Origin of the sequence: Faecalibacterium longum (assembly GCF_040094125.1) — a bacterium.
Classification (GTDB): Bacteria; Bacillota; Clostridia; order Oscillospirales; family Ruminococcaceae; genus Faecalibacterium; species Faecalibacterium longum.
Window position 1 is genome coordinate 1 of record NZ_JBBNIH010000139.1, and the last position, 17,299, is coordinate 17,299.

At 60.4% G+C, this 17,299-nt stretch carries 17 protein-coding genes; 13 read left to right on the plus strand and 4 right to left on the minus strand.

The window, feature by feature from the left end:
* Positions 1-157: DUF6061 family protein (locus AAAU26_RS08410; protein ID WP_349181012.1), on the minus strand; the 157-nt coding region annotated here is incomplete at its 3' end.
* Between the two features lie 415 nt (positions 158-572).
* Between AAAU26_RS08410 and AAAU26_RS08415 the strand changes: the two genes are divergently transcribed.
* From AAAU26_RS08415 to AAAU26_RS08455, 9 genes are all read left to right on the plus strand, one after another.
* Positions 573-698, plus strand: a complete 126-nt coding sequence (locus AAAU26_RS08415; protein ID WP_265104272.1) for a hypothetical protein — start codon at positions 573-575, stop codon at positions 696-698.
* A gap of 290 nt (positions 699-988) precedes the next feature.
* Positions 989-1,876, plus strand: a complete 888-nt coding sequence (locus AAAU26_RS08420; protein WP_158395855.1) for a LysR family transcriptional regulator — start codon at positions 989-991, stop codon at positions 1,874-1,876.
* Positions 1,877-2,037: 161 nt separating this feature from the next.
* Positions 2,038-3,606: a lipase family protein gene (locus AAAU26_RS08425; RefSeq protein ID WP_227619517.1), complete on the plus strand. Its 1,569-nt coding sequence runs from the start codon at positions 2,038-2,040 to the stop codon at positions 3,604-3,606.
* Positions 3,607-3,787: 181 nt separating this feature from the next.
* Positions 3,788-5,440, plus strand: a complete 1,653-nt coding sequence (locus tag AAAU26_RS08430) for an InlB B-repeat-containing protein (protein ID WP_227619518.1) — start codon at positions 3,788-3,790, stop codon at positions 5,438-5,440.
* Complete coding sequence (lepB, locus tag AAAU26_RS08435) at positions 5,437-6,012, plus strand: signal peptidase I (protein ID WP_227619519.1); 576 nt, start codon at positions 5,437-5,439, stop codon at positions 6,010-6,012. The genes AAAU26_RS08430 and lepB overlap by 4 nt, the downstream gene beginning before the upstream one ends.
* A gap of 42 nt (positions 6,013-6,054) precedes the next feature.
* Positions 6,055-7,062 carry a DUF7601 domain-containing protein gene (locus AAAU26_RS08440; RefSeq protein WP_227619520.1) on the plus strand — a complete coding sequence of 336 codons (1,008 nt, stop codon included), beginning with the start codon at positions 6,055-6,057 and terminating at the stop codon, positions 7,060-7,062.
* A 25-nt stretch (positions 7,063-7,087) separates the two neighbouring features.
* Positions 7,088-7,891, plus strand: coding sequence for a class B sortase (locus AAAU26_RS08445; RefSeq protein ID WP_227619521.1), 804 nt, complete (start codon positions 7,088-7,090; stop codon positions 7,889-7,891).
* Positions 7,888-8,658: a Spy0128 family protein gene (locus AAAU26_RS08450; RefSeq protein WP_227619522.1), complete on the plus strand. Its 771-nt coding sequence runs from the start codon at positions 7,888-7,890 to the stop codon at positions 8,656-8,658. Before AAAU26_RS08445 ends, AAAU26_RS08450 begins: the two co-directional genes overlap by 4 nt.
* Complete coding sequence (locus AAAU26_RS08455; protein ID WP_227619523.1) at positions 8,651-9,292, plus strand: sortase; 642 nt, start codon at positions 8,651-8,653, stop codon at positions 9,290-9,292. Before AAAU26_RS08450 ends, AAAU26_RS08455 begins: the two co-directional genes overlap by 8 nt.
* A gap of 52 nt (positions 9,293-9,344) precedes the next feature.
* Here the strand turns inward: AAAU26_RS08455 and AAAU26_RS08460 are convergent, their stop codons facing one another.
* The 3 genes from AAAU26_RS08460 to AAAU26_RS08470 form a co-directional block, all read right to left on the minus strand.
* On the minus strand, positions 9,345-10,031 hold the full coding sequence (locus AAAU26_RS08460; RefSeq protein WP_227619524.1) for a hypothetical protein: 687 nt from the start codon (positions 10,029-10,031) through the stop codon (positions 9,345-9,347).
* Between the two features lie 119 nt (positions 10,032-10,150).
* Positions 10,151-11,680 carry a sensor histidine kinase gene (locus tag AAAU26_RS08465; protein ID WP_227619525.1) on the minus strand — a complete coding sequence of 510 codons (1,530 nt, stop codon included), beginning with the start codon at positions 11,678-11,680 and terminating at the stop codon, positions 10,151-10,153.
* A gap of 18 nt (positions 11,681-11,698) precedes the next feature.
* On the minus strand, positions 11,699-12,385 hold the full coding sequence (locus tag AAAU26_RS08470; protein WP_149795128.1) for a response regulator transcription factor: 687 nt from the start codon (positions 12,383-12,385) through the stop codon (positions 11,699-11,701).
* A 302-nt stretch (positions 12,386-12,687) separates the two neighbouring features.
* Between AAAU26_RS08470 and AAAU26_RS08475 the strand changes: the two genes are divergently transcribed.
* The 4 genes from AAAU26_RS08475 to AAAU26_RS08490 all read left to right on the plus strand — a co-directional run bounded on the left by AAAU26_RS08475 (position 12,688) and on the right by AAAU26_RS08490 (position 17,250).
* Complete coding sequence (locus AAAU26_RS08475; protein ID WP_227619526.1) at positions 12,688-14,001, plus strand: SMP-30/gluconolactonase/LRE family protein; 1,314 nt, start codon at positions 12,688-12,690, stop codon at positions 13,999-14,001.
* A gap of 16 nt (positions 14,002-14,017) precedes the next feature.
* Positions 14,018-14,578, plus strand: a complete 561-nt coding sequence (locus tag AAAU26_RS08480) for a TIGR01440 family protein (protein WP_015565983.1) — start codon at positions 14,018-14,020, stop codon at positions 14,576-14,578.
* A 5-nt stretch (positions 14,579-14,583) separates the two neighbouring features.
* Entirely contained in the window at positions 14,584-15,303 is a 720-nt protein-coding gene (locus AAAU26_RS08485) for a YggS family pyridoxal phosphate-dependent enzyme (protein WP_227619527.1), read from the plus strand.
* Positions 15,304-15,465: 162 nt separating this feature from the next.
* On the plus strand, positions 15,466-17,250 hold the full coding sequence (locus AAAU26_RS08490) for an ABC transporter ATP-binding protein (protein WP_158402939.1): 1,785 nt from the start codon (positions 15,466-15,468) through the stop codon (positions 17,248-17,250).
* The last annotated feature ends 49 nt before the right edge of the window (positions 17,251-17,299 follow it).

The following is a 17,299-nucleotide window of genomic DNA, read 5'->3' on the forward strand; positions in this document are numbered from 1 at the left end:
AGTCCAGTTCTGCCCGCTGTGCCGGGGTGTTGCCGTACTCATCCTCGACGGCGATGCAGTCGATGGCAAGGGTGGTGCCATCCTCGAACCGGGCTTCCACCCGGTTGGTGTCCATATTGAAGCGGCAGGAAAGCAGTTTGTTCATGGTGAACCTCATTTCTATATCAAACGGTATCTGTTCGGATGTCCTAAACCCTGCCATAAAACCGGTGGTTGATTTGTCCATTGGGCTTTGTTTTGCCCGTCTGCACATTTTTGCACACTTTTTGCACACCTGAATAGCTGGATAACGGTTGCAAAGCATTACACTGTATGCAAATAATGCGGTGTGTGCAAAGGCACGTTTTGCGATGATACGATAAAAATAATGCTTCTTCGAACTTTTGAAATTTGACGAATGATGCACCTTGGATTCTTTTAATCAGAGGGCCAGGGATTCGAGTTCCCTCGAGCGCACCAAAAGGACGATAAATCGTTGAGAGAAACGGTTTGTCGTCTTTTTTGTTTTATATGGGCTTTTGGGGCTTGTACCTATGATTTTTTTAAAAATTTTAGAGGTCAGAGGTACAAAAATGAAGAAGATTCAGAAGAATTATGAGCTGAACGCAGGCGAGAGCTTCCGCCTCGACAAGAACGGTCTCCACGGCGTCACGGCGCAGGGCCGCATTAAGATGAGCCTGCTGCCGGTGCTCGAGTAAAAACATCTGTAGAACGCAGAAGACCGACGGCTTTCCGGGATGGAGGGCTGACGGTCTTTTTGTTCAAAACAGGAAAATGCTGGAACGGAAAAGGGCGCAATATACCTTATAAATGGCGTTTCAAAAGCAGAAATTTGGCTCAACGTCCAAAATTAAGGTTTGGATGCTTGACAAAGCGGAGATAGGATAGTACACTCAAAAAGAAAATTGATGCAAGACATCCTCAAGGTGAAAAAGATTCACAGAAGAACGGGCGTCTCCGAACTGAAAAACGGAAGGAGGCTAGGGACATGACGCTGTTTTCTTACGAAATTTTCGATGCAGTCGCGCGTCAGGGCAGCTTTAACAAAGCGGCCCAGCAGCTGCATCTGACCCCCTCTGCCATCAGCCATGCCATCGCGGTGATGGAGGCTGAGCTTGGTTTTACCTTATTCAACCGCGGCAAAAACGGCGTGACCATGACCAGCTATGGCGCTTCGCTCTACCCGTCCATCCGGGCGGTGCTCAACAGCGACGAGGCCCTGCAGCAGAGCATCGCCCGCCTCAACGGCCTGGAAAAGGGCAAGGTGAAGCTGGGTGCATTCAACTCGGTCTGCGCCGGCCTGCTGCCCCAGATCCTCAAGAGCTTCATGGCAAGCTACCCCCAGATCGAAGTCGAGGTCTATCAGGGTACTTACGACGATGTGAAGGAGTGGCTGCGCACCGGTCAGGTGGACCTGGCCTTCCTGTCCGCCACCTGCCGCGAAGAGTTCAACCTGACCGAGCTGTTCCGTGAGCCGCTGCTCTGCATCGTACCGCAGGACTGGCCCGAACCGCCAAACGGCATTATGACGCCGGAGCTGATGAACGGCCAGAGCTTTGTCGTCCAGTGCGACGCCACCGACGCCGAGATGCGCCAGTTCCTCAAGAAATACTCCATCTCCACCGAGCGCCGCTGCCACGTCATCGACGACCAGTCCAACATCGCCATGGTGGAGGCGGGCCTCGGCATCTCCATCATGCCCCGGATGCTGCTGCGCAGCTGCACGGCGGCGGTCAAGATCTACCCCATCGAGCCGGAAGAGTACCGGGTGGTGGGTCTGGCTGTCCAGCGCCCTACGGCGATGGCTCCGGCGGTCGAGCAGATGTTCCGCCACATCGTGGACTTCTGCCGCCAGATGGACCCGCAGCTTCTCTGAGAATACGAAAATGACCGGGCAGCAGTGATGCTGTCCGGTTTTTACATACCCAATCGGCAGAGTTGATGATTGAATCCGCTGGAAAAATACGGTATACTATAGCAAATCCTCTATACGATAGAAATGTCAGAGGTTTATGAAAGCAGCAAGGGGGAAAGACCATGAAACGACGTGATTTCTGTAAAGCGCTGGTTTGCAGTGCAGCTCTTGCGCCCGGGCTGGCACTGCCCCGGGCTGAGGCAGCGGCAAAAAGCCAGACGGTGGGCCGGGCAGTCCCGGCGGGCAATTATACAATGTCCTTCCGCAGCGAGCTGAGCCAGATGGACATCGAGCACGAATATTACTACAGCGACAGTTTTTTTGCACACACCTCCATCCAGTACGACCACCAGCTGGCGCTGGCGACGCTGGGCATGGTGACGGCTGCTTTCAATACATGGGCCAGCGATGCGAAATACTGGGCCAACGGGGATGTGGGCCGCGAGAACAGCCTCGACGCAGCCTATACCAAGCTGGGATTCGGCGACGTGAAATACCGCTATTATGATGTCGATGTGGGCAAGGCGGGCGACTTCGTGGGCTGGTCCACGGCCCGCAAGACCATCACCCTGAACGGGAAGCGCACCACCATCGTGGCGCTCATCCTGCGCGGCGGCGGTTACGGCGGCGAGTGGGTGAGCAATCTGCACACCGGCGCGGGCCATGCCCACAGCGGCTTCATCATCCCGGTGCATGAGGTGTTTGCCGATTTGAAGAACTATCTGGCGGCAGCTCAGCAAAAGGGGGGACTGGGCGTCGTCAAGCTCTGGATGGGCGGCTACAGCCGCGGTGCGGCAGTGGCGAACCTTTTGGCTGCCCGTGTCAACAAGGAGCTGCCCGGACTGGAACGGGAGAATGTCTTCGTCTACACCTTTGCGACACCGGTGGCCCTCGGCCCGCAGGACTACCCCGACTTGCAGCAGGACTACGACAACAACCACAACGCCGACGGCAGCCTGAAAAAGAGCTGGGGCGAGAGCAACATCTTCAACATCATCTCCAGCGGCGACATCGTGCCGCATCTTCTGCCCGAAGAGTGGAGCTTCAACCGGAACGGCAACGACCGCTTCCTTCCCTCCACCCGGAACGAGGAAGAGCTGGAAGACCTGAACGAGATGGGCAAGAACGATTTCGGCCCGACGCCGCTGGACTTCAGCTGGCTGGCGACCGACAAAGAGACGAACGAAGTCATGCTCCGTATGGAGGAGTACTTCATCTCCCGCGAGAACTACCATGAAAAATACGAAGCCGCCCTGATGGACATGATACAGTGTGCCTTCATCCGCTCGGAGGAGGAGGTCACGCAGAACAAAGTTCTGGACGACGGCGAGGTCATCCAGCGGCTGCGCACCCTCACCCATCTGAAGAACATGGATTACTGGAAGATCTCCCGCGCCGTCTGGGCGGCATCCACCATGAGCCGTGCCGTGCTCAAGCGGGTCGATGCGGAGAATATCCCCATCCGTGCGCAGCAGATCGTCGTGCCGATCCTGGCCGTGGGCCTTTGCTATGGCCTCGAGAGCGAGGCTGTGAGCCTCATTGCAAAGTACATCCTGATGTTCGTGGCAATGAAGAGCGCGCCCGACGACGCCATCCGGGCGGCGTTCTGCCACCACTGTGAGAATTACATTGCTCTGATGGAATATTACGCCCCCTCCGAGCACTGCATGGAAGCCACCACCCGCACCTGAAAACCGAAAATTCGGAGACAGCAGACCGCTGCCGGAGTCGAAAGGCCCCGGCGGCGGTTTTTTCATGCGCAAAATTTTTTGCACTGGCACGCAATGACATCCTTCGTGTCCGGTAAACGGTATCCTGATAACGCAAAGGGCGGCATCCCCGCCGGGAGCGAGAATGAAGGAGGGCTGTTGTATGCGGAATCGACTGGAACGGAGGCGGCTGACACTGCGCGCCGCAGCACTGTGCATCGTGCTGGTGCTGCTGTGCGGCTGTCTGCTGCCCGCATTTGCCGAGGGGCCGGAGCGGACGGACAGCGTGCCGGACCAGACATGGGACGAGGAAATAGAGGACGAGCCTGCCTGGGACGAAGAAGAGGACATCCGGACAGACGAGCCGGTGCTTCTGCCCGCAGAAGGCGGCATCCCCGTCGTGGTGGACGGGCTCGACGACATCGGGCTGTCCGACGAGACGCCGACGCCGGACAGCGGGGCCGTCAAAGCGGACGAGCATTTTGAGAGGACCTATCTCTTCTGGCTCAGCGAGTCGGACGAGGCCGACGGCGGCCTGCCCTACGCGGAACAGACCGTGGGCAGCGGCGAAGAGCTTCTGATGCCCGAAGAGCCGGAGGTGGAGGGAAAGAGCTTCCGCTTCTGGTACAGCCGGGACGACGAAGGGACGGCGATCCGCTTCGTGCCGGATGAAGGACTGCTCTGGCCGGAAGCGGACAGCGAGTGCAGCCTCTACGCCTGTTTCACCGACGATGAGGCCCAGCAGGAAGAGCCCGTTTTAGACGAGGAGGAAGACATCGCCGTTCTGCCGGAGCTGTCGGAAGAACGGCCTGCCGCCGAGGATGAAACGCCTCTGGATGAGGCAGAGCAGCCCGAAAAAGACAGATTCTCTGAGGAAGATGCCGACTTGGCTGACGACAGCATAGCCGAGGACAAAAACGCCCTGCCTGCGGACGAACTTGATGAGGATGCACCGGGCTGGGGGGATTGGACTCAGGAAGAGTCGGCGGCAGTCTTCCTGCTCAAGACCCCCACCAGTCTGCCCGGCAGCAATGACCCCAGCCAGTGGGCGCCGGACAACAGCGAGTGCAAGTGGGTCGGCAAGGTGAAGACCTACGGCGCGGCATGGGAAGATAACGGCAAGAACATCCTGACAAATGTGTCAGACTATGTTGTATCGTGGCCGGGCGGCGCGATTGGCGACGCATGGTCGCTGAAACCGGGCGATGACTACTGGGACGAGGTCGTCGATGAGATATGGGACGAATATAAGGACACCATCGAAGAGGCTACCGGCGTCGAAGGGCTGACGCAGGAAGATTTGGAGAGCATCGTGGTGACGCCGTACAAGATCTCGCGCAACAACGGGACAGAACCGGATAAGCACATCGACTGCATCATCAGCGTCAAGAGCAGGAAAAACTTCACGGCCCGGTTCAACGTCCGCGCCCCGGGCGAGGATGACTACAGCATCCGGGAAAGCCGCGAGTACCAGAGCGGCGAGCGGGTGGAAGAGACGACGGCGGACATCGAAAAAGAGCTCGACATCGGCGGTGCGCGCTACGTTTTCGACGGCTGGTACAAAGAGCTCCCCGGTTCGGTGACGGATGAGCCGGACCCGAAGGAAAAGGTATCGCAGGACGAGTGGGAAGAGGGCTATGAGCCCACCGACGAAGAGCTGGAAAACGGCGTCGTCAATTTCTATGCCCACTACGTTCTGGCCGATATAGACCCGGACACCGGCGTGGAGACAGACTTCTTCGGGCTGCCGCTGATGCTGTGTGCCGGTGCGGCCGTTCTGGGCTGCAAAAACAGAAAGAAGGAGGAAGATGAGTGAAGGAACCAAACGAGGCACTTGCCCCGGAGGCCCCGCCCGGGACGCCGGAAGCGAACCTGTCTGGACCGGCGAAGCCGGAAAAAAGCCCCCTGCTGCGGGAAGTGCGCAGTCTGGCGGTGCGGCTGGCGGTGTTCGCCGCCGTGCTCTGGGTGCTTCTGACGCAAGTGTATCTGGTGACGCAGGTGTCCGGCAACGAAATGTTCCCCGCCGTGAAGGACGGCGACCTCGTGCTGGGCATCCGGCTGGAAAAAGACTATGCCAAGAATGATGTCGTGGTATATGAGCGCTCGGGAACGCTGCGGGTGGGCCGCGTGCTGGCCCGGGGCGGGGACATCGTGACCCTGAGCGAGAGCGGCGTTGTGGAGGTCAACGGCTCGGCACAGGGCGGCGGCATCCTCTACCCCACCTACCCCAAATCTCTGCTCAGCTACCCCTACGCTGTGCCGGAGGACAGCGTCTTCATTCTGGGCGACTGCCGCACACAGGCCGAGGACAGCCGTGACTTCGGCCCGGTGCAGTGCAGTGCGGTCAAGGCAAAAGTCATCACCCTCATCCGGCGGCGGAGGCTCTGAGCCGCCAAAAACCATACAAGACAACATAGGAGGAACTCTAGGATGAAACAGAACAAGGTAGAAAAGCTTCTCGCAGGTGTGCTTTCCATCTCTCTGGCCATGGGCGTCAACGTCATGCCCGCCTTTGCGGCACAGGTGCAAGGCCCTCCGTATGAGGATATGTCCCGGGTGTATCTCACCAAAAACTACGAGCTGGCCAACACGGGTACGCTCTCCCCGGAAGAGACCTTTACGTTTACGATCGACCCGGGTACCGTGACCGACGCATCGGAGGGCATTGAAGCCGCAGATTATATGCCGTCTGTCGGCGACGTGACCTACGCACAGGGCGAAGCCGGCAGTGCGAACAAGACCAGGCAGATCGAAATTCAGCTGCCCAAGTACGACAGCGTGGGTGTCTACACCTACATCATCCATGAGGTGGCGGGCAACAGCGCAGGCGTGACCTACTACGGCGACGCCATCCTGCTGCGGGTAACGGTCATCGAGCAGGACGGCAAGCTCCGAATTGCCGCTGTCCACACCGAGGACCCGGAGTCCACCGGCGAGGGCAAAAAGGACGACTTCGACAACCTCTACTCTGCCGGTGAGCTGGAAGTCCACAAGGACGTCGAGGGCATCATGGGCAATAAGGACAAATACTTCGAGTTCACGGTGCAGCTGACCGGCGAGGAGGGCAAGACCTATCAGGACAGCTACGCCATCACCGGCGGCAGCTATGACGCGAACCCCGACTCGATCGAGATCAGGCCCGGCGAGACGACAAAAGCCACCTTCTATCTGAAAGACGACGACACCATCCACATCGAGAACCTGCCCTACGGTGTCGAGTACAAGGTGTCTGAGACGCCGGTCGCAGACTATATGACGACGGAGACAGGCACCGAGGGCGAAGTAGATGAGGCGGTCGAGCAGGCGAACTTCACCAACACCAAGGGAGGCACCGTGGATGCCGGTGTGGTGCTGGACAGCGCACCCTATCTCTTCACCCTGACGGGTGCTGCGGGCGTCGGGCTGCTGCTGACCCTGCGCCGCCGCCATCAGAAGTAAGCGCGGAGGAAATAAGGCAAGGGAGGTGAGGAACATCCGGTGGCAGAAGATGGCCCTGCGGGCGGCGAACGGCCTGCTGGACGGGGTGACGGCCCTGCTGGTGCTGCTGGCGGTGGTCTGGTCGGGCTATGCGCTGTGGGACAACAGCCGGGTGTACGCCGCTGCCGACAATGTGCAGGCCGGGCTGTTGGCCTTCAAGCCCCAGCCGCAGGAGGACAACAGCCTCTCCTTCGGCCAGCTGCGGGACATCAACCCCGATGTCTGCGGGTGGCTGACGCTGGACGGTACGGCCATCGACTACCCGGTGGTGCAGGGCGAGAGCAATTTCACCTATCTGAACACCGACGTCTACGGCAGCTTTGCGCTGGCGGGCAGCATCTTTCTGGATGTTGACTGCGACGCGGACTTCAGCGGGCGGTATTCCCTGCTCTACGGCCACCATATGGAGAACGGGCGGATGTTCGGCGACCTCGACAAATACAAGGACGGAGCATTCTTCCGCCAGAACACCACCGGCACCCTGACGCTGCCCGGCGGGAGCTATCGGCTGGAAGTGCTAGCCTGCCTTGTAGTGCCTGCGTCGGAACAGGCCATCTTTGCCCCGGGCAAGTGGCGCTCGGACGCAGGCGGGCTGCTCCCCTTTGTGGAGGAGAATGCCCTTCAGATGGATGCACAGGCCCTCCGTGCGCTGGAAGAGGAGCCGGAAGGAGCGCAGTTCCTGGCGATGGCTACCTGCTCGGGGGAGTACACCGATGCGCGGACGGTGGTGCTGGCCCGGATGGAACCAATGTCAGACCTGCAAAACGGAAAGGAGGAGAGCTTATCATGAGAAGGCTCCCGAAAATGGCAGCGGCCCTGCTGGCAGCAGCGCTTGCGGTAAGTGCTGCCCTGCCTGCTCTGGCCGCAGACCAGCGGGCGGAGCTGGAACTGGAGGCGTCCGTCCGCTGCACCGGAGAGGCAGCGGACGAGACGCTGACGGTGCGGCTGACCGCGTTGGACGGCGCGCCGATGCCGGAAGGCTGTGACGACGAGGCTGAGCTGGATTTTCCGGCCCGGGACTGCCGCGCCGCCGACGACAAGACCCTGACGAAGACTTTTGATACCATCGTCTACACCGCGCCCGGCATATACGAGTATACGGTCATTCAGGACGCAGGCGGACGGAAACGGGCCGACTACGACGACACCGTCTTTTACCTGAAAGTCATGGTGGCGTGGGACACCGACGGTGAGCTGAAAGGACACGTGTCTGTCCGGCGGGATGGGGACGACGGGGCAAAGACGGAACTGCTCTTCAAGAACAGCTACCGCAGCACCGACCCCCTTCCCCCACCGGTGACGCCGCCTTATGTGCCGGATAAGCCGACGCCGATCCCGAAGCCGGTGGACCAGCCGGGCGAGATAACGGTCATCCGCCCGCCGACACCCTCAGCAGAGATGCCGGATGAAGTCATCCCGGCTGCGGAGCCGGAACCGGTGGGGACCCTCATCCAGACCGGCCAGCTGCTCTGGCCCGTGCCGGTGCTGGCAGGCGGGGGCATCGCCCTCGTGGCGGTGGGCCTCTGGCTGAGCCGGAAGCGCAGACACGATGCGTAGGCTGGTGCCGGAGCGGCTCTGCCTGATGCTGGGAAGCGCTTTGGTGCTGGCAGCGGTCTGCCTCTACGTCTACGACCGGCTCGAGGATGCAAGGGCAGGCGCTCAGGCCGCTTCGGCGGTGAGCCAGCTGCGCCAGAGCCAGAGCATCGCGGCAGTGTCGGAGACAGAACAGCCCGCAGACAGTGCGGAAAGCCTGCCCACGGAAGATGCAGAGTCCGAGCCGGAATCGGCTTCGGAAACCCCGGCGTCAAGCATCGAGCGGGAGTATCTGGGGGTGCTGACCATCCCGGCTCTGGGCTTGGAACTGCCGGTGCAGACCGAGTGGAGCAAAGCGAACCTCAAGGTCTCGCCCTGCCGTCAATGCGGCAGTACGGCGGGCGGAGACCTTGTCATCGCGGCTCACAATTACAAATCGCACTTCGGGCGGCTGAGCAGCCTTTCCGAGGGCGACGAGGTGCGTTTCACTTCACAGGACGGCGCTGAGGCAGTGTACACTGTGGAGCGGACTGCGCAGGTCTCGCCCGAAGAACCCGAAGCCCTGCGGGAGGGCGGCTGTCCTCTCGTGCTCTACACCTGTACTCCCGGCGGAAAAGCGAGGGTGGTGGTGTACTGCCAGAGAGAAAATGCGGCATGAAAAAACAGGAGCGGAAAGCCTGCAGCTTTCCGCTCCTGTTTTTGGTCGTTGTTTAATCTACACAGAAATAGAAGTTCTCCGGAACAGGGAAAGACTCTTCGGTGGAGCTGACGCTTACGCGGTAGAGGTAACCTTTACGGAGGTGATAAATCGCAGAAGTGTCGGTATATTCAACATCGGTCTCGAAGGGGTCATAATCGTCCTCAATGTCAATGAGGGTATTGGGGTCCTGACCGGCTTCCACTACGGCTTTTACATCTGCAATAGTCTTGCCCTTATAAAGGTCCATGTTATAACTCCAGGAAGGAGTAGTGACGACGGTGCCTTCGGGAACATGGAATACAAAATAACTCTCGTTCGTGCGGGCTGTGTCGCCGTAAGGAACGCTTACAGTGATCTGTTCCACACTGTTCAGCGGCTGAGAGAGGGTATAGGTGCCATCGGTGATCCAATCAGAAGTAAAGGCACCATAAAGAGACCACATGTCCTTTGATACACCGATGACCTCATCCTTTTCTACAGTATAAGCCCGGATAGAGGTGGAGCCGATCTGATATTCGACGGTCACAGCCAGATCTTCCTTTTTCTGTGCGCCATCGACAGTGGTAACAGTGGAACGCTTTTCTTCATACTTTACGGGAGCTGCTGCGGCACTGGCACTTAAAGTGACCGCGCTCAGAATCAGTGAGGCAGCTGCCAGAACTGCGAATCTTTTCAGAAAATGCGGACAGGGCTTCATATTCTTTCCTCCTGTATTACACGATGCAATAAATTGAATCCAACTTGATTATAGGCGTCGAAGAAAAAACATCAAGAGAGAAATACGATCTTGGAAGAAAAGACAAAATGTCGGCAGCTTTATTGTGCAGCTGCATCTTCGGTATCGGTCATGATGAACCAGAATACAGTGCCTTTGCCCACAGTGCTGTGGACGCCGAAGCGGAAACCGTGCTGCTGGAAAATAGCTTTGGTGATGGAGAGGCCGAGGCCGGTCCCCTGCTTGCCTGCGTCGGAGCGGGAGCGGTAGTAGCGGTCGAAGATATAGGGCAGGTCCTCGGCGGAGATGCCGGGGCCGTGGTCTTCCACCTCCACCCGGACGCCCTCGGGGCAGCGCAGCGCTCGCAGCACGAAGATGCCGTCTTCGCCGATGTGGTGCATGGCGTTGCCCAAAAGGTTATGCAGAGCGCGCTGCATCATGTCGGGGTCGGCACAGACCGGCAGTTCTTCGTCAGGGATTTCCAGCTTGAGCTGCCAGCCGTTCTGGGCGCAGACGGCGTCGTAACGCTCGCTCACCTCGTCGCAAAGCTGGCCCATGTCGAAGTGGACCTTCTCGCACTTGAGTGCGCCGCTCGTGACCTTGCTCAGCTCCATGACGCTGGAAACAAGGGCCGTCAGGCGGTCGGTCTCGTCCACGATGATGTTCATCTGCTCGTCGCGGTGCTTCTTGTCGTCGCCGGTCAAATCGCGCACCGTCTCGGCATAGCCCTTGATGAGAGTGAGCGGAGTGCGCAGGTCGTGGGAGACGTTGGCCAGCAGGTCGCGCTGCATCTGGGAGGCGTGCTGGACCTCTTTTGCCATGTGGTTGAACTCCTGAGCAAGGTCGCCCAGCTCGTCGTTCCGCACCGAGTCCACATGGACGGCGTAGTTGCCCTGTGCCACCTGCCGCGCAGCCCCGGAGAGAGCCCGCAGAGGCTTTGTGAACCACTCGCTGAACAACCATGCCGCCGACATCGAGAACGCGAAAATGAGGGCCGCAGCCAGCGGCAGAACGGTGCTGAGCACCTTGCCGGCCTCGGCCACATGCATCAGGCTGGTAGTCACCAGCACAGTGTAATTTCCGTCGGAGGTCATCCGGCCCACCATCAGCTGGACGGAGCCGGAGGGCGTGGGCGGGTTTATCTTCCGCACCACTGTGCCGCCGCTCTCCCGGCAGAGCTGCCGCATGGCGCGGGCCGTGGTGTAGGCGGTCTGCTCGTCGGCAGTGTCGGTGGGGCGGGTGCGGTGAAGGTTGCAGTAGGCCAGGTTATCCACCTTGAAGATCTGCCGCAGGGTGGTGTCGGAGATGTCGATGCAGAAGCTGCTCATCCCGCCCAGCTCGAAGATGTCGTCCTGCAGCGCGTTGAAGAAGGTGTTGTTGACGTACAGCCGGCTGCCGAAGGCCCAGTAGGAGAGGGTCTCGCCCTTCCCGATGGCCTCGTCCATCCGGGCCACGATGGCCTCAGCCTGCTCGGTGAGCTGCTTCTGGATATGGGTGGTGTAGAGGGGCTCCAGCAGCTGGGTGCTCAGAAACCAGAACAGCCCCACCAGCAAAAGGCAGATGAAGCACAGAAAGCCCATGAGCTGGCCCCGGATGCCGATGGTGCGCCGTGTTTTGCTCGTTTGCCGCATGAAGAGCAGAGCCTCCGCTTAACGCGCCGCGTCGGGGTCGAACTTGTAGCCGATGCCCCAGACAGTGGCGATGTAGCCGCGGCACTTGCCCAGATGACCGCGCAGCATCTTGACGTGGGTGTCCACGGTGCGGTCCTCGCCGAAGTAGTCGTAGTTCCACACCTTCTGCAGAATTTTTTCGCGGCTGAGGGCGATTCCCTTGTTGGAGGCCAGAAAGACCAGCAAATCGAACTCCTTGGGCGTGAGGCTCACTTCCTCGCCCGACACCTTGACGGTGTGGCTGGCCGTGTCGATGGACAGCTCCCCAAAGGTCATGGTGCTGTCAGAAGCCTCGGTGCGGGGCATGGTGCGGTTGAGCACAGCCTTGACACGGGCCACCAGCTCCCGGGGGGAGAAGGGTTTGACCACATAGTCGTCAGCGCCGCCCTCGAGGCCGGCAAGCTTGTCGTACTCCTCGCCGCGGGCTGTCAGGATGATGACGGGGGTGTTGATGCGGCGAGTGCGCATCTCCCGCAGGCAGGTCATGCCGTCCATGAAGGGCATCATCAAATCGAGGATGACCAAATCGTAGCCGCCGCCGGTGAGCAGCGACAGGGCGGCAGAGCCGTCCCCTGCCTCCTCGCAGGTGTAGCCCGAATACTGTAAATTCTCCCGGATGAGCTCCCGGATGCGGGGCTCGTCGTCAACGATAAGAATTTTTGCCATAAGGCATTCCTCCTAAAAGCTTCTATCTCCCAAGCGCCGGAGGCTGCTCAGAGTCAGCCCGGCGGAACTGTATACTGCGTTTAAGTCTATCATACCCTATCAATTAGGAATTTTTGTGAAGTTTGAGTAGATTTTTTGGGAAAACATCCCAGTGGGTGCGTTTCGTGTCTGCCCTGATTATAAGGGGCCGCTTCGGGGGCTGTCAAGCTCGGCCTCATCTTGCGCAGAAAAGCCGAAGTGTGCTATACTACAATGATAAAAGACTTCCCCGAAATCTGACAAATACAAAGGAAAAACTGTTCATGCGCATTGGATTCGTAGAGCTGGTACTGCTCCTCTTCATTGCATCCATCACGGTGGGGCCGAACGTGGCCCTCTTTGTGGACCGGTGGCTCCGCCGCGCCCAGCGTACGTCTGCCGCCGCTGCCCGCCGGAAAGCCCAGCTGGAAGCACAGGCCGCCATCGAGCGGGAAGCTCTGATGACCCGCTTCCGGGTGGCCAGCAACATCTTTGCCCTGCTGATGCTGGCGGCGCTGGCGTACGGCCTGCTGCTGCGGCCCATCGATACGCCGCCGAAGGCCTACACCGCCCCGGATGTGCGGCAGGACACCGGCGCCGCGCAGACGGCTCTCTCCGCCGACAGCAAGGACAGCTGGAAGCTGGGCGGCTATCTGGGCGTGGACTGCGTCCGTACCCAGGACGGCCTTGTCTACGCTGCTGCCTACAACGGTGCGGCCATGAAAAAGCGTCAGAGCGACCTTGTCCGCACCGACGGCGGACACTACGCGGCCATCCTGTCGGTGGAGGGCGAGTTGACCAGCTTTGCCTTCGACGCCGACGGCGACTTGTGGCTGACGGTGGTGACGTCCTCCGGCGGGGCGCTCTGCCGCGCCCGGCATGACAGCTGGGGAACCTCAGTGGAACAGGTGGTGACCCAAATCGACGGCGCACCGCTGGGTGTGCTGTCGGCGGTGGAGACCGGCCCGGACGGGAAGGTCTATTTCGCCGTGTCCACCGAAGCCGCTGCGAAAAACGGGCTGGAAAGCGCTCTCCGCACCGAGCTCATCGCCCACACCGGCACGGGCTGCGTCTATGTGTATGACCCGTCGGCCCGGACAGTGGAACAGGTGCTGGGAGGCGTGGCCGGTGCGGCTGGTCTGGCCCTCTCGGAGGATGGCCGAACGCTGTACGTTTCTGACCTCGGGAATCGCTGCATCTGGAGTGTGGACGCCGACGCCCGGGAGCTGACCGCCGGCGGCAAAAACTGCGGGAGCTTTGTGTCCGGCCTGCCGGGATACCCCGGCGCATTGGCGCTGGACGAGGACGGCACTCTCTATATCAGCTACCGCTGGACCCGCAGCGGCTGGCTGGAAAAGCACGCGGACAGCACCCTTCTGCGGGGCATCGCCCTGCGGGCCGGTGAGAACATCCAGAAGAAGCTGTTCAAGCTGCCTGCGGACGCCCCCTGCGCCGAGGCTGTGGACACCGCCGACGGAAGCTGGAAGCAGACATTCTCAGGCAGAGAGCTGGACGGCTGCACGGCGGTGTGCCCGGCGGGAAGCAAAGTGTATTTCGGCGCGGCAGGCTCTGCCAGCCTGCTGTCTGCAAGAGTATAAAACGAGGTGTTTTTTTATGACGGAAGAGTTCAAAAAGCAAATCGAGACCGAAGCGCGGCAGGCTGTGACGGAGCTGCTGGCCCAGGCAAAGCTGAAAAAGGGCGATGTCTTTGTGGTGGGCTGCTCGTCCAGCGAGATCGTCGGCGGCCACATCGGCAAGGACTCGAGCCTTGAGGCTGCACAGGCTGTCTACGCCGGCGTCGCACCGGTGCTGGCCGAAAACGGCATCTGGCTGGCCGCACAGTGCTGTGAGCACCTCAACCGGGCCATCATTATTGAGCGGGAAGCCGCTGAGAAATACGGCTGGGAGGAAGTCTGCGTCGTGCCGCGTCCCCATGCGGGCGGCAGCTGGGCCACCACCTGCTGGAAGCAGTTCAAAGACCCCATCGCGGTGGAGGAGATCCGCGCCCACGCAGGCATCGACATCGGAGGCACCCTCATCGGAATGCATCTGCGCCGGGTGGCCGTACCGGTGCGGCTGAGCCTTTCGAAGATCGGCGAGGCCAACATTCTCTGCGCCCGCACCCGCCCGAAGCTCATCGGCGGCGAGCGCGCAAAATATACCGAGGAGGACTGAGCTCTATGGCAGAAAAGAATCTGGAAGAGATGCGGGAGGCAGTGGAGGTCATCCGCGAAAAGATGGCCGCAGCGGCCCGGGAAGCAGGCCGCGACCCCGCCGAAGTGCAGCTCTGCGCGGCCTGCAAGACCCGCACCGCGGACACCGTCGCCGCCAGCGCGGCCCTTGCCATCGATGTGTTCGGCGAGAACCATGTGCAGGAGCTTTGCGCCAACTACGACGCCGGTGCTTACTGCGGCAAGCCCAGTCACTTTATCGGCCATTTGCAGACTAACAAAATCAAGAAGGTGCTGGGCCGAGCAAGCCTCATCCAGAGCGTGGACAGCGAGCATCTGCTGGCCGCGATCGAAAAGGAAGCCGCCAAGGCCGGCATCGTGCAGGACGTCCTGCTGGAAGTGAACATCGGCGGCGAGGAGTCGAAGTCGGGCGTCTCGCCGGAACAGCTCTGGCCTCTGCTGGACGCTGCCGCCGCAGAAGAGCACATCCGGGTCAAGGGTCTGATGGCCATCCCGCCCGTCAACGACGACGATGCCCAGAACCGCCGGTATCTGGCCCAGGTGTACAAGCTGTTCGTGCAGGCCGGGGAGCGGGGGTACCAGAACGTGAAGATGGAGACCCTCTCCATGGGCATGAGCGGCGACTTTGAGAACGCCATCCGCGAAGGTGCGACCCTCGTGCGCGTTGGGACGGCCATTTACGGCGAGAGAGATTATTCGAAGAAGTAACCTCTCAGTCGGGCTTGCGCCCGCCAGCTCCCCTAGTAGGGGAGCCTCTGGCGTATCCAGTAAGCTTCATCCGGCTGCCAAAGCCTCCCCTCGTTAGGGGAGGTGGCACGCCGCAGGCGTGACGGAGAGGTTTGAACCCAGAAACTTAAAAATGGAGGAACCATGCAAAAAGTTAATGACCCCGCAGTGCGGCACACCAGCAGCGGCGCCCTCATCCGGCGCTTTCTGCCCTATCTGGCAAAATACAAAAAGACTCTGTTTATTGACCTGTTCTGTGCGGCGATGACCACCCTGTGCGACATCATCCTGCCCAAGATCATGAGCACTATCACCAACTCCGCCATGGGCGTGGGCATCACCCTCACGGCGGGCATCGTGCTCAAGCTGGCGGCAGTGTACTTCGTGCTCCGCATCATCGACGGTGCTGCGCAGTATTTCATGTCGGGCATCGGCCACATCATGGGCGTCCACATCGAGACGGACATGCGCCGGGACGCCTTCGACCACCTGCTCAAGCTCGACCACACCTACTACAACAACACCAAGGTCGGCACCATCATGGGCCGCATCACCAACGACCTGTTCGACGTGACCGAGTTCGCCCACCACTGCCCCGAGGAATTTTTCATCGCGGGCATCAAGATCCTGGCGTCCTTCCTCATCCTGTGTCAGGCCAGTGTGCCGCTGACGCTGGCCGTGTTCGCCTGCGTGCCGCTGATGGGCGTCGTGTCCGTCAAGCTGAACCAGCGCCTGCGCGCCCGGTTCCGCCAGCAGCGCGTCCAGATCGGTGAGCTGAATGCCACCATCGAGGACAGCCTGCTGGGTCAGGGCGTGGTGAAGGCCTTCGCCGCCGAGGACGAAGAGCGCGAGAAATTCGCCAGGGGCAACAAGGATTTCGAGCACATCAAGACGCTGGGCTACTACGCCATGGCTGCGTTCAACACCTCCACCCGCCTCTTCGACGGCCTGATGTATCTGGTGGTCATCCTTGCGGGCGGTCTGTCGCTGGTGTACGGCAAGATAACCGCCGGTGACCTGGTGGCTTATATGCTCTACGTCACCACTCTCATCGCCACCATCCGCCGCATCGTCGAGTTCGCCGAGCAGTTCCAGCGCGGCATGACCGGCATCGAGCGCTTTGCGGAGATCATGGACACCCCTGTGACCATCAAGGATGCCGAAGACGCAAAGCCCCTGCAGCCCGGCCCGGGCGCCATCCGCTTCGAGGACGTCAGCTTCGAGTACCCCGACGACCATAACAAGGTGCTCCACCATGTAAGCCTTGACATCAAGGCCGGTGAGCGTCTGGCGCTGGTCGGCCCGTCCGGCGGCGGCAAGACGACGCTCTGCAACCTCATCCCCCGCTTCTACGAGGTGACGGGAGGCCGTATCCTCATCGACGGGCAGGACATCCAGCACGTCACCCTCAAGAGCCTGCGGGAGGACATCGGCATCGTCCAGCAGGACGTCTATCTGTTCAGCGGTTCGGTGGCGGATAACATCGCCTACGGCAAGCCCGGCGCGACCCGGGAGGAGATCATTGAAGCGGCCCGTCTGGCGGGCGCAGAGCGCTTTATCAGCGCCTTGAAGGACGGTTTTGATACCTATGTGGGTGAGCGCGGCGTCAAGCTCTCGGGCGGTCAGAAGCAGCGCATTGCGATCGCGCGGGTCTTCCTGAAGAACCCGCCCATCCTCATTCTGGACGAGGCCACCAGCGCCCTCGACAACGAGAGCGAGATCCTTGTGGGCCAGAGCCTCGAAAAGCTGGCCCATGGCCGCACGACCCTGACCATCGCCCACCGACTGACCACCATCAAGGACTACGATAGAATCCTTGTGCTGGGCGCAGAGGGTATCGAGGAGTCCGGCACCCACGATGAGCTGCTGGCGAAGAAGGGCGTCTACTACCGCCTGTGGAATCAGCTGCCCGGGGAAGATACGTTGTAAAAAGAACAAATATAACAAAAGAGGCACTGCCAGCGGCAGTGCCTCTTTT